Genomic DNA, 12,145 nt, shown 5'->3' on the forward strand with positions numbered 1-12,145 from the left:
GCCATGCCACGTGTGAAACTCGACTATCCCGACCAGGTCTTCACCTTCTCCACCGAGACCGATATCCGCTTCTCCGATGTGAACCTCGGCGCCCACCTGGGCAACGATGCGGTGGTCTCCCTGTTCGGGGACGCCCGCTCGCGCTACTTCGCCGAGCTGGACCGCGTCGAGGCCGGCCCCGAGGGGATCGTGGTGGCCGATCTGATGGTCTCCTACCGGGCCGAGGGCTTTCTGCGTGACCCGATCCGGATCGATGTCGGCGTCGCCGAGCGGGCCCGGGCGAGCGTCGACCTGGCGTACCGGATGGTGCGCACCAGTGATGACACCGTGATCGCGGTCGGCAAGACCGGGCTGGTCTTCTTCGACTACACCACCCGCACCGTGATCCCGGTGCCGGCCGAGTTCCCCCACCCGCCGGCCGGCTGACCGCCCGCACCACTTGTTTAGCCAAAGTAATGAACTATGCTAAATAAGTGACCTCCCAGACCTCTGCCCACCCGACCGCCGCTGTGACCGACCCGCCCGACGGGGATGCCGACCTGAGCGCGCTCGCCAACGAGGTCCGGCTGGCCTGCCAGCGCATCGCCCGGCGGGTCCGCTACGAGAGCACGGACCTGCCGCCGCACCAGATCGGCGTCCTGATCCGGCTGCGCAAGCGGCCCTGGACCCCGGGCGAACTGGCGGTCGAGGAACGGGTGAGCGCCCCCTCGATGACCCGGACGGTGAACTGCCTGGTCGAGGAGGGCCTGGTGGAGAAGTACGACAATCCCGAGGACGGCCGACAGCGCCTGCTGCGGCTGACCGAGACCGGCCGGGACCGGGCCGAGCGCGCGGTCACCGAGCGCGACACCTGGATGATGCGTCGCCTGACCACCCTGTCCCCCGAGCAGCGCCGCACCCTGCACGAGGCCGTCGCCGTGCTCCAGGAGGTGTTGCACCAGTGACTCCCGCACGTCAGTACACCGGGATCTTCGCCTCCCTGCACCTGCCGAACTACCGGCTGTTCTTCTTCGGGATGATGATCTCCAACGTCGGCCTGTGGATGTTCCGGGTCGCGCAGGACTGGCTGGTCCTCACCGAACTGACCAACAACTCCGCCGGCGCGCTGGGGCTGGTGACCGGGCTGCAGTTCCTGCCGATCCTGCTGCTCTCGCCGTGGGCCGGGGCGGTGGCCGATCGGTTCGCCAAGCGCCGGCTGCTGCAGGTCACCAACATCGCCCTCGGGCTGATCGCACTGCTCCAGGCGATCCTGGTGCTCACCGGCACGGTGGCGCTGTGGCACGTGTTCCTGATCGCCGCGCTGACCGGCGTCGTGTCGGCCTTCGACGGCCCGGCCCGGCAGGCCTTCGTCTCCGAGATGGTGCCCGAGTCCTACCTGACCAACGCCGTCGGGCTGAACTCCACCACGTTCAACGCCTCCCGGCTGATCGGGCCGGGCCTGGCCGGTCTGCTGATCGCGGCCTGGGGCGTGGGCCCGGCGATCGCGATCAATGCGGTCAGCTACCTGGCCCCGCTGATCGCGCTGACCCTGATGGATCCGGCGAAGTTGCATCCGGCTCCGCCGCGGCGCGGTCGCGGATCGGCTCGCGAGGGCCTGAGCTACGTCCGCCGCCGCCCCGACATCCTGCTGGTGATGTTCATGGTGTTCATGCTCGGCACCTTCGGGATGAACTTCCAGGTGACCAATGCCCTGATGGCCACCGAGACCTTCCGGGTCGGCCCGGAGCAGTACGGCCTGATGGGCACCGTGATGGGCATCGGTACGCTCGCGGCGGCCCTGATCGCCGCCTCCCGGTCGCGGCCGCGGATGAGTGTGCTGGTGGGCGCGCTGGCCGGCTTCACCCTCGGCATGTTCGCGCTGACCTTCGCGCCCTCGTACTGGTTCTATCTGGTGGTCCTGGTCCTGGTCGGGCTGTGCTCGCTGACGGTGATGACCAGCGCGAACGTCACCGTCCAGTTGTCCACCGAACCGCAGATGCGCGGCCGGGTGATGGCGCTGTACATGGCGGTCTTCATGGGCGGGACGCCGCTGGGTGCCCCGATCGTCGGCGCCATCGGTGACCTCTTCGGCGCCCGCGCGACGCTGCTGGTCGGCGCCCTGGGCACCGGGATCGCCGTGGTCGTCGCGCTGATCGTGTTGGCCCGCCAGGGCGTACGCCTGCGCCCGAGGCTGCCGCGCCGGCCGGCCGAGACCGCGGTCGGCACCGAGGCTCAGGAGGCCGGGACCGCCCGGGCATAATGGGCCGGGTGAACCGACCGATCCCTCCTGAGACCTTTTACGACGCGGTTGGCGGGCATGCCTTCTTCGCCCAGCTGACCCATGAGTTCTATCGCCGGGTAGCCGCGGACGCGGATTTCCGGGCCATGTACCCCGAGGAGGACCTGGGCCCGGCCGAGGATCGGTTGCGGATGTTCCTGGAGCAGTACTGGGGCGGCCCGAGCACCTATCAGGAGCAGCGCGGGCACCCCCGGCTGCGGATGCGGCACATGCCGTTCCGGATCACCACCGTGCAACGCGATATCTGGCTGGGTCACATGCGGGCCGCGCTGGCGACCACCGCGATCTCCCCCGAACTCGAGGAGATCTTGCTGGACTACCTGACCCGGGCCGCCGACGCGATGCGCAACACCCCCGACGACGCCCCGGCCGAGCCCCGGAAAGGACTCCAGCTGTGAGCGCGTACGCCTCGAACTCCCTGGACTGGTGGCGCAGCGCGGTGGTCTACCAGATCTATCCGCGCTCGTTCGCCGACGGAAACGGTGACGGCATCGGTGACCTGCGGGGCATCATCGACCATCTCGCCCACATCGCGGGCCTGGGCGCGGATGCGATCTGGATCAGCCCCTGGTACCCGTCGCCGCAGGCCGACGGTGGCTACGACGTCGCCGACTACCGCGCCATCAACCCCGACTACGGCACCCTCGCCGAGGCCGACGAGCTGGTCGCCGCCGCCCACCGCCGGGGCCTGCGGGTGTTGATCGACCTGGTCCCCAACCACAGTTCCGACGAACACCGGTGGTTCCGCGACGCGCTCGCCGCCGCCCCCGGTTCCCCGGAGCGATCCCGCTACATCTTCCGCGACGGGCGTGGGGAACACGGCGAGCTCCCACCGAACAACTGGCAGGGCCAGTTCGGCGGCCCCGCCTGGACCCGGGTCCCCGACGGGCAGTGGTACCTGCACCTGTTCGATGTCCGCCAGCCCGACTGGAACTGGGAGAACCCCGAGGTCGCCGCCGAGTTCGACGACGTGCTGCGGTTCTGGTTCGACCGGGGCATCGACGGGTTCCGGGTCGATGTCGCCGATTCGATGGCCAAGGATCAGACCCTGCCCGATCTGCCGACCGACCGGGCCGGCGCGGTCCGGATGGACAAGTATGTCGGTCACCCGTCCTGGGACCGCCCCGAACTGGAGCGGATCCATCGCCGCTGGCGGGCGATCGCCGACGAGTACACCGACAGCCCGCAGGGCCCGCGGGTCTTCGTGTCCGAGGCGTACCTGACCCCGGCGGCCCGGCTGGCCCGCTACGTGGAGCCGGGGCGGCTGCACACCACCTTCAACTTCGACTATCTGCTGGCCGAGTGGAGCGCGCAGTCGCTGCGGCACGTGATCGATCAGGCCCGGGCGGCGCACGCCGGACTGGGCGCCCCGTGCACCTGGGTACTCGGCAACCACGACCAGGAGCGGATCGCGACCCGGCTGGGCCGCAGCCGGACCGGGCGTCGCTTCACCGCCGACGGCGTGGCCACCGAGGAGATCGGGGTGCACGACGACTGGTTCAAGCAGTTCCCGCTGGATCCCGAGCTCGGTCAGCGCCGGGCCCGGGCGGCCGCTCTGCTCGAGCTGGCGCTGCCGGGTGGGGCGTACGTGTATCAGGGCGAGGAACTCGGCCTGCCCGAGGTGCTGGACCTGCCCGAGGACGCGCTGCGCGATCCGACCTGGGAACGGTCGGGGCACCGGATGCGCGGCCGGGACGGCTGCCGGGTCCCGATTCCGTGGACCGCCGAGCCGGGGTACGGCTGGGGGCAGCCGACGTGGCTGCCGCAGCCGGCGGACTGGGCCGGGTTCAGCGTCGAAGAGCAGGACGGGGACATCTCGGGGTTCCTCGAGCTGTACCGGGCCGCACTCTCCTATCGCCGCGGCCTGGCGGCGCTGGGGGACGGCGATCTGACCTGGCTGGATGCCGGGGAGAACGTGCTGGCCTTCACCCGCGAACCCGGCTTCACCTGCATCGTGAACTTCGGCGAGCAGCCGGTCCGCCTGCCCGCCGGTGAGGTGCTGCTGGCCTCGGCCCATCTGCGGGGCGGGACGCTGGGACCGGACGAGGCTGCCTGGATCGAACGCTGACCGGATCGAAACTGCGTGTTCGGCCGGCCGGGCTCACTCGGCCGGCAGCATCCAGGACTGCGCCGCCGCGCGCAGGAGGGTCGGCATCCGGACCGGTACCCCGTCGCGGGTGAGCACCTGAACCGTACGCCCGCTCGCTTTCACCGTGCCGGTCTCGACATCGCGCATCTCCTGGGCCACCACCGAGGAGGTGACTCCGAGCGACTGGACCGCGGAGACCACCTCGAACGGGCGCCGGCGCGGCTCGGTCTGGCTGTGGTACTCCACGTCCTGGCGGGCGACCATGATGCGCAGTCCCGGCATGTCCATCCCGGTGTCGAGCAGGGCCTGGATCCGCCCCTCCTGGAAGTACTCCAGGTAGGTGGTGTTGTTGACGTGGCCGTACCGGTCGACATCGGACCAGCGCACCTGCAGCGGGTGCCGGTGCGCGGCGGCCGCCCCGATGGCCCGGTGCCGGATCCGGCCCAGCGGGAACCCCGGGCGGCCGTCGGCCAGGGCGCGCGCGGCGAACCAGGACCGCTCCTGCTCGGTGAACCGGCGTACCGTGCCGTCGTCGAAGTTGAGCGGGCACAGCGTCGTGGTCGCGCGGTGCACCAGGGTCTCCCCCTGCAGGATCTCGTACGCCAGCACCAGCCGGGCCGCACCGACCGAGGCGGTCCAGATCCGGGTCCGCAGCGGTTGTCCCGGCACGTAGTGGATCTCCTGGAGATACTCCAGTTGGTGGGCGGTGACCACGATGCCCTCGTCGAGCAGGGTCCGGCAGGGCCCGGCCAACAGGAAGTCGGTCCGGGCCTCCTGCAGGTAGCCGGCGATCTGGACATTGTTCACGTGCCCGGCACGGTCCTGGTCCGACCAACGGGTCAGGGTGTCGAACTCCAGCGGACTCACCACGCCCAGCGTGGCGCCGCCTGTGGTCATTCCGGCTCCGCCTCGTACATGCTGTCGAGTTCCTTGGCGTACAGGTTGGTGATCCGGCTGCGGCGGATCTTCATGTTCGCGGTCACCTCACCGGCGTCGAGGTTGAACTCCTCGGGCAGGATGGTGAACTTCTTGACCGTCTCCCAGCGCTCGAGCCGCTCGTTGCCGCGGTCGATCCAGCGCTGGATCATTGCCCGGGTCTCCGGGTGCTCGGTGAGCTCGCGGTAGGTGAGGTCCTTGAGCTTGCCCTGATCGTGGGTCTCGGCCCAGCCCTTCATCGCGTCCGGATCGAGGGTGACCAGCGCCGAGATGTACTTGCGCCCCTCGCCGTACGCCACGACCTGGGAGATGTAGGGGCAGTTGGCCACGATGGCGCCCTCGACCTTCTGCGGAGCGACGAACTTGCCGCCGGAGGTCTTGATCAGATCCTTCTTGCGATCGGTGATCCGCAGGTAGCCGTCGGCGTCGACCTCGCCGATGTCGCCGGTGTGGAACCAGCCGTCCTCGGTGAACGCCTCCGCGGTCCGCTCGGGCAGGTTGTGGTAGCTGCGCATCACCCCGGGGCCCTTGAGCAGGATCTCGCCGTCCTCGGCGATCCGGCATTCGGTCCCCGGCACCGGCGGACCGACCGTTCCCGGCCGCGGCGTCCGCGGGTGGTTGACGAAGCTGATCGCGGAGGTTTCGGTCAGACCGTAGCCCTCCAGGACGGGGATCCCGGCGGCGAAGAACCATTCCTGGACCTGCTGGGAGAGTTTGGCCGATCCCGAGATCAGAAACTCCAGCTTGCCGCCGAGGCGGGCCTTGAGCTTGGAGAAGACGAGTTTGTCGGCGACGGCGTACTGGGCGGCCAACGTCCTGGGCACCGGCTTGTGCTGCTGCAGCAGGGCGAAGCGGCGCTTGCCGACCGAGAAGGCCCAGCGCGAGATCCGGGCCTTCAGCCCCGAGGCGGTGCTGCGCATCACCGTCGCGCGGACCTTCTCGAAGATCCGCGGCGCGCCGCACATGAAGGTCGGGCTGAGCTTGCCGAGGTTGTCCACGATCCGGTCCAGCCGGCCGTCGACCGCGGCCCGGAAGCCGATCTGCAGCTGGGCGGCCAACAGCACGCGCCCGAACACGTGCGACAGCGGCAGCCACAGCAGGTGCTCGGCGTTCTGGTCGATGATGTCCATGACCTCGACCGCGCGGGCCTCGTAGGCCCACACATCATGGTGCAGGCGGACTCCCTTGGGCCGACCCGTGGTGCCGGAGGTGTAGATCAGGGTGGCCAGCATGTCCGGAGTGGTCCGGGCGATCGCTTCGTCGACCGCGTTCGGGTGCTCGGCCAGATAGGCTTTGCCCCGCGCGTGGAGCTGGTCCCAGGTGACGATGAGGTCGTCGTCATGAGTGCCGTCGATCAGCACGATCGCCAGCAACTGCTCGCGCAGTTCGGGATGCTTGAGAACCTTGTCCACCTGGGCGACGTTCTCGGCCACCACGATCCGGGCGCCGGAGTCGGTGATGATGTAGGCGACGTCCTCGTCATGGGTCGACGGGTAGATCGTCGTGGTCGCCCCACCGGCACAGGAAACCGCCAGGTCGGCAAGGATCCAGTCGATCCGGGTGGAGCCGGCGATCGCGACCCGATCCTCGAACTGCAGCCCCAGGTCGAGCAGGCCGGCCGCCAATTCGAACACGGTGTGCTTGGTCTGCCGCCAGGTCATCGCGACCCAGTTCTCGTTCGCGTCCGGATAGCGGAAGGCGACCAGATCGGGGGTGGCCGCCACCCGGCGGACCAGCATCGCGCTGTAGGACGGGGCCCGATCTGCCAGACGTGCTTCCAGTGTGGTGTCGGTCATCGACTTCCCTCCGAGATGGTCAGCTGCGGCGTCGTCCGAGCCTATCGCGGCGCCTCCGCGCGGCCGCGCCGGGTCGACATTCTTGGGTTCTCCCCAGCCCGCAAATATGTTGAATCATCAATCACTTGCTAGACTGGGGTCATGAATGATACCGAGAGCATCGCGTGGTTGGACCAGGAGCAGCAGCAGATCTGGCGTACCTACCTGCTCGGTGTCGCCCGGATCAATCAGCGCCTGGACGACGACCTGCGTGAGTTCGGGATCGATCTGGCCGAGTACGAGATCCTGGTCTGCCTCGAGGAGGTCCCCGAGCATCGGCTGCGGATGTCGGAGCTCGCCGATGCGGTGCACCAGTCGCGGTCCCGGCTCACCCATACCATCGCGCGGATGGAGCGCGCCGGGTTGGTGGAGCGGGTCAACTGCCCCACCGATCGGCGTGGGGTGTGGGCGCAGATCACCGACAGCGGGCTGGAGTTGTTGCGCCGGGCCGCACCGGTCCATGTCGCCGGAGTGCGGCGCAACTTCGTCGAGGTGGCCGATCCGGAGGACTTCCGGGCGATCGGGCGGACGTTCGCGAAGGTGCTCGAGGTCGAGTGACCCCCGCGGTCCGGCTCTAGACTGGCCGCCATGACCGATCTCCGCGAAGCTCCCGAGGCGCTGGATACCGCGCTGACCCGTTTTCTGGCCGCCGCCGAGCGCCGGGGACTCACCGAGATCATCGACGATTCGTCCCTGGCCCGCGCGCTGTACGCCTCCGACGCCTCGCTGTATCGCGTCGTCCCCCAGGCGATCGCGACCCCGCGTACCACCGATGAACTGGTCGCGTTGCTGGACCTGGCCCGCGATGCCGGGCTGCCGCTGACCGCCCGCGGTTCGGGTACCTCCTGTGCGGGCAACGCGGTGGGTCCGGGCCTGGTGGTGGACCTGCGCCGACATCTGCACGAGATCATCGAGATCGATCCGGCGGCGATGACCGCCCGGGTCCAGCCCGGGGTGGTGCAGCAGACCCTGAATCGGGAGACCCTGGCGCACGGGATGAAGTTCGGCCCCGATCCCTCGACCAGTACGCGATGCACCATCGGCGGGATGATCGGCAACAACGCCTGCGGCCCGCGGGGCCTGGGGTACGGGCGTACGGCCGACAATGTGATCGCCCTGGAGGTGGTGCTCGGCACCGGCGAGCGACTCACTGTCGGCTCGGGCCAGGACACCGACTCTCCCGCGCTGACCGCGCTGCAGCGGCTGGTGCAGGAGAACCTGGCCACCATCCGGACCCAGTTCGGCCTGTTCGGACGGCAGGTGTCCGGCTATTCGATGGAGCATCTGCTGCCGGAGAACGGTTTCGATGTCGCCAAGTTCCTGGTCGGGACCGAGGGCACCCTGGCCACCATCGTGTCGGCGCAGGTGAAGCTGGTCGCCGATCTGCCGCACAAGGCGATGATCGCGCTGGGCTATCCGACGATGCCGGATGCCGGGGACGATGCGGCACTGCTGCTGCCCCATCACCCGACCGCCGCGGAGGGCCTGGACCGGCGGATCGTGAACGTGGTCGCGCACAAGCACGGGCTCGACTCGATCCCGAAGCTGCCCAACGGGGACGGCTGGATCTTCGTCGAACTGGCCGACACCGATCCGGACCGACTGGCCGAACGGACCGCTGCCCTGATGGCCGACACCCGCCACATCGACGGCTGGGTGGTGCAGGATCCCGCCGAGGCCGCCGCGCTGTGGAAGATCCGCGCCGACGGGGCCGGGCTGGCCGGGGTCAGCCTGGCCAAGCCGGCGTACGCCGGGTGGGAGGATGCCGCGGTCCGCCCGGAGAATCTGGGCGCCTACCTGCGCGACTTCGATGCCCTGCTGACCAAGTACGGGCTGCACGGGCTGCCGTACGGGCATTTCGGGGACGGCTGTGTGCACTGCCGCATCGACTTCCCGCTCGATGAACCCGATGGCGAACTGCGCTACCGGGACTTCGTCACCGAGGCGGCCGAGCTGGTTGCCGGGTACGGCGGGTCGATGAGCGGGGAGCACGGCGACGGCCGGGCCCGCTCGGCGCTGCTGCCGATCATGTACTCCCCCGAGGCGCTGACCCTGATGCAGCAGGTCAAGCAGATCTTCGATCCGCGCAATCTGCTGAATCCGGGGGTGCTGGTCGACCCGGATCCGGTGGTGCAGAACCTGCGGGTGCCGCAGATGCGCAATGCGCCCCTGCGGCGTACCGATGACAAGCTGGTGTGGCAGATCCACGCCTGCACCGGGGTCGGCAAATGTGTCTCGGACACCCTCGGGTCGGGGTCGGTGATGTGCCCCTCGTACCAGGCCACGCGCGAGGAGAAGGACTCCACCCGCGGCCGGGCGCGGGTGCTGCAGGAGATGATCAACGGCGGGGTGGTCTCCGGCTGGGACGCCCCCGAGCTGAACCAGGCGCTGGACCTGTGCCTGTCCTGCAAGGGTTGTTATCGCGAGTGTCCGACCGGGATCGACATGGCGCACTACAAGTCGGTCGCGCTGGACCGCAAGTACGAGGGCCGGGTACGCCCGCGCAGCCACTACCTGATGGGCTGGTTGCCGCGCTGGGGCCGGCTGATCTCGAAGCTGCGCATCGGGGCCCTGGTGAATGCCGCGGCCAGCGCGCCGGGCCTGCGTCGGCTGGTGAAGTGGACCGCGCAGGTCGATCAGCGGCGCAGCATTCCGCGTTTCGCCAGTGGGTCGAACAAGGCGCGGACGTCGATCCCGGCCACCTCGGGCAAGCCGGTCGCGATCTGGGTGGATTCGTTCTCCGAGTCGTTCGCCTTCGACGGGCTGCCGGCCCTGGTCGACGTGCTGATCGCCGCCGGGTACGCCCCGCGGTTCATCGAGGACCGGGCCTGCTGCGGGTTGACCTGGATCAGCACCGGGCAGCGGGACGGGGCGAAGGCGCAGTTGGCGCACGCCCTGGATGTGCTGCACCCGATCGTGGCCGCCGGGACGCCGATCATCGGGGTCGAGCCGTCGTGTCTGGCGGTGTGGCGCTCGGATGCCGCCGAACTGCTGGATGATCCGCGGGTGGCCGAGGTGGCCGCCGGGATCCACACCCTGGCCGAGTTGCTGGCGCAGACCCCGGATTGGCAGGCGCCCGACCTGACCGGCGTACGCGTGGTGGCGCAGCCGCACTGTCACCACGCCTCGGTGCTGGGCTGGCAGACCGACGAGTCGCTGCTGGCCGGGGCCGGCGCGGAGGTGACCACCGTGTCGGGCTGCTGTGGGCTGGCGGGCAACTTCGGGGTCGAGCAGGGGCATTACGAGGTCTCGGTCGCGGTCGCGGAGGATCATTTCCTGCCGGCGGTGCGCGCGGCCGGGGAGGATGCGGTGGTGCTGGCCGATGGGTTCTCCTGCCGGCTGCAGCTGGAGCAGTTGGAGCAGCGTCGGGCGATCACCCTGGCGCAGTTGCTGGCGCGCTGATCAGCGCAGCGTCGGGGTGCTCAGGGCCCGGGCCGCGGCGTCGAGCTGCGGCAGGTTGTGGGTCAGGTACTGCGTGACCCAGCTGGTTCTCCCGGCCGGGCCACCGACGGTGATCGCCGGCAGCCGACCGAGGGTGGTGGGGGTGATGCTGACCTGTGCCCACGGAATCTGCACGGGGCCGGACGCGGTGTTCACGATGACTCCGTCGCGGCGCAGCACCCACGCCACGCCATTCGGGGCCTCGGCCTTGGCGTACGCGGGAGTGAACGCGCCCACCATGATCAGCACGGCGTAGCCGAGGAGGAACACGGCCAGCACGCCGAACAGGAGCGCGATGGCCCACCCCACGGTGACCAGTTGCAGGATCGCCAGCCCCCCGAACAGCAGTGCGGGGATCAGTTGGATCGCACCGAGCAGCATTTCCTTGCGGCGGACCCGCCGGAGGAGTTCGCCGTTGCGATAGCCCACCACCAGTTCGTTCATGCCGGGCAGTCTAGGAGCCGGGCAGTCCAGAAGCCGCGCGGTCAACTCCAGATCGGCTGGCTCAGCTGGCGTGCGGCGGCGTCCAGTTGCTGCTGGTTGTGGGTGAGGTACTCCGCGGCGTAGGTGGTCGTGGCCTGCGGGCCACCGACGCTGACCGCGGGCTGTCCGGCGACGGTGGCAGCACTGATCCGCACCTGGGACCACGGGGTGTGCACCGGCCCGCGCGGGGTGTTGACCATGACCCCGTCGCGGCGCAGCACCCAGGCAACGCCGTTGGGGGCTTCGGCCCTGGCCGTACCCGGGATGAACAGGCCGGCCATCATCAGTACGCCGAGCACCGCGAGCAGACCGACGACGATCCCGATCGCCAGCAGCACCGCCGGCGGGAAGATCGAGTTCAGGAAGAGCACGAAGTAGGCAACCACAAAAAGCAATCCGGGGAGGAGGCACAAAGCACCCAGCATCGCGTGCTTGACGCGCAGCTTTTTGCGTAGTTCCCCGTTGCGGTAGCCGACGACCAGTTCATCCATGCGCAGCACTGTACGACCGCGTCGGCCCGAACCGAGAGTCCGGAGTCCGGGCTCAGCCGCGGGCTCGCGCTCCATACCGCTGCCGAGCAGCCTCCCCACTGGTTCCGATCGCGTCGCCTACTTGGCGCCAAGAGATGTGCTGGTGCCGAGCGGCCCTCACTGCCTCGGCAAGCTCACTTTCCGCTGCATCCCGCCGCCAGGCCGCGAGCCGAACCGCCATCAGGGGCGGCAGCGGAGCATCCTGATCACCGGGCGCAGGTGAATACCCCTCAAAGGCATCGGCGAATTCATCCGCACGAGCCGCAAGTTCCTCGATCGAGCGTCGGGTCATGCCAGTTCACCTCAAGTACTTCTCACGAGCGGGTCGCATGGCATGAACGATCGCGAGATCGCCATACCACTCCACCACGCCAACTTCCACCAGCGTTCCAGACTCATCCGGGCCGACGAACATGACCATAAAATCCTCTTGCACGAAGTGGCGCACCGGAAACCGCAGAGCATGGAGCATGGCTCCGTCCGGCACACCATGCCGATGAGCACTCTCAAGGATGATCGGCTCACCGCCATCCCACAAGGTTACTTGTCGCAC

12 protein-coding genes and 1 pseudogene are annotated in these 12,145 nt (G+C 69.1%); 7 read left to right on the plus strand and 6 right to left on the minus strand.

Features of this window, described 5'->3' with window-relative positions; translation table 11 throughout:
- Positions 1 to 3 precede the first annotated feature (3 nt).
- Genes G531_RS0103870 through G531_RS0103890 form a run of 5 tightly spaced genes read left to right on the plus strand, consistent with a single transcriptional unit; the run spans position 4 to position 4,346 of the window.
- Positions 4 to 426, plus strand: coding sequence for an acyl-CoA thioesterase (locus G531_RS0103870; protein WP_026926243.1), 423 nt, complete (start codon positions 4 to 6; stop codon positions 424 to 426).
- A gap of 47 nt (positions 427 to 473) precedes the next feature.
- Positions 474 to 944 carry a MarR family winged helix-turn-helix transcriptional regulator gene (locus tag G531_RS0103875; protein WP_081683798.1) on the plus strand — a complete coding sequence of 157 codons (471 nt, stop codon included), beginning with the start codon at positions 474 to 476 and terminating at the stop codon, positions 942 to 944.
- On the plus strand, positions 941 to 2,239 hold the full coding sequence (locus G531_RS20255) for an MFS transporter (RefSeq protein WP_081683799.1): 1,299 nt from the start codon (positions 941 to 943) through the stop codon (positions 2,237 to 2,239). The genes G531_RS0103875 and G531_RS20255 overlap by 4 nt, the downstream gene beginning before the upstream one ends.
- 8 nt (positions 2,240 to 2,247) lie before the next feature.
- Complete coding sequence (locus G531_RS20260) at positions 2,248 to 2,676, plus strand: globin (RefSeq protein WP_245630540.1); 429 nt, start codon at positions 2,248 to 2,250, stop codon at positions 2,674 to 2,676.
- Positions 2,673 to 4,346, plus strand: coding sequence for a glycoside hydrolase family 13 protein (locus tag G531_RS0103890; protein ID WP_035757253.1), 1,674 nt, complete (start codon positions 2,673 to 2,675; stop codon positions 4,344 to 4,346). Before G531_RS20260 ends, G531_RS0103890 begins: the two co-directional genes overlap by 4 nt.
- Positions 4,347 to 4,379: 33 nt before the next feature.
- On the opposite strand, the gene G531_RS27060 is transcribed toward G531_RS0103890, so the two are convergent.
- From G531_RS27060 to G531_RS0103900, 3 genes and pseudogenes are all read right to left on the minus strand, one after another.
- Positions 4,380 to 4,919 (minus strand): acyl-CoA thioesterase, encoded by a 540-nt coding sequence (locus tag G531_RS27060; protein ID WP_373277319.1) that lies wholly within the window; start codon positions 4,917 to 4,919, stop codon positions 4,380 to 4,382.
- Positions 4,905 to 5,204, minus strand: a pseudogene (locus tag G531_RS27065) (acyl-CoA thioesterase); the annotation flags it as partial. The pseudogene G531_RS27065 and the gene G531_RS27060, both read right to left, overlap by 15 nt.
- Before the next feature lie 56 nt (positions 5,205 to 5,260).
- Positions 5,261 to 7,099 carry an AMP-dependent synthetase/ligase gene (locus G531_RS0103900; protein WP_035757256.1) on the minus strand — a complete coding sequence of 613 codons (1,839 nt, stop codon included), beginning with the start codon at positions 7,097 to 7,099 and terminating at the stop codon, positions 5,261 to 5,263.
- Between the two features lie 141 nt (positions 7,100 to 7,240).
- On the opposite strand from G531_RS0103900, the gene G531_RS0103905 reads away from it, so the two are divergent.
- Positions 7,241 to 7,696 carry a MarR family winged helix-turn-helix transcriptional regulator gene (locus G531_RS0103905; RefSeq protein ID WP_026926247.1) on the plus strand — a complete coding sequence of 152 codons (456 nt, stop codon included), beginning with the start codon at positions 7,241 to 7,243 and terminating at the stop codon, positions 7,694 to 7,696.
- Between the two features lie 30 nt (positions 7,697 to 7,726).
- Positions 7,727 to 10,540, plus strand: a complete 2,814-nt coding sequence (locus tag G531_RS0103910; protein WP_035757259.1) for an FAD-binding and (Fe-S)-binding domain-containing protein — start codon at positions 7,727 to 7,729, stop codon at positions 10,538 to 10,540.
- Here the strand turns inward: G531_RS0103910 and G531_RS0103915 are convergent, their stop codons facing one another.
- The 3 genes from G531_RS0103915 to G531_RS25600 all read right to left on the minus strand — a co-directional run bounded on the left by G531_RS0103915 (position 10,541) and on the right by G531_RS25600 (position 12,145).
- The gene (locus G531_RS0103915; protein WP_026926249.1) at positions 10,541 to 11,023 is read right to left on the minus strand and encodes a hypothetical protein; all 483 of its coding nucleotides are present in this window, start codon (positions 11,021 to 11,023) and stop codon (positions 10,541 to 10,543) included.
- Between the two features lie 41 nt (positions 11,024 to 11,064).
- On the minus strand, positions 11,065 to 11,553 hold the full coding sequence (locus G531_RS0103920; RefSeq protein ID WP_145978774.1) for a hypothetical protein: 489 nt from the start codon (positions 11,551 to 11,553) through the stop codon (positions 11,065 to 11,067).
- 337 nt (positions 11,554 to 11,890) lie between these two features.
- Positions 11,891 to 12,145, minus strand: a complete 255-nt coding sequence (locus tag G531_RS25600) for a hypothetical protein (RefSeq protein WP_026926251.1) — start codon at positions 12,143 to 12,145, stop codon at positions 11,891 to 11,893.

It is taken from the genome of Granulicoccus phenolivorans DSM 17626 = NBRC 107789 = JCM 15570, assembly GCF_000423085.1.
GTDB lineage: Bacteria > Actinomycetota > Actinomycetes > Propionibacteriales > Propionibacteriaceae > Granulicoccus > Granulicoccus phenolivorans.

Coding starts and splice junctions, on each gene's coding strand:
- G531_RS0103870 (WP_026926243.1), top strand. CDS start 4: ATGCCACGTGTGAAACTCGACTATCCCGACCAGGTCTTCACCTTCTCC.
- G531_RS0103900 (WP_035757256.1), bottom strand. CDS start 7,099: ATGACCGACACCACACTGGAAGCACGTCTGGCAGATCGGGCCCCGTCC.
- G531_RS0103905 (WP_026926247.1), top strand. CDS start 7,241: ATGAATGATACCGAGAGCATCGCGTGGTTGGACCAGGAGCAGCAGCAG.
- G531_RS0103910 (WP_035757259.1), top strand. CDS start 7,727: ATGACCGATCTCCGCGAAGCTCCCGAGGCGCTGGATACCGCGCTGACC.
- G531_RS0103915 (WP_026926249.1), bottom strand. CDS start 11,023: ATGAACGAACTGGTGGTGGGCTATCGCAACGGCGAACTCCTCCGGCGG.
- G531_RS0103920 (WP_145978774.1), bottom strand. CDS start 11,553: ATGGATGAACTGGTCGTCGGCTACCGCAACGGGGAACTACGCAAAAAG.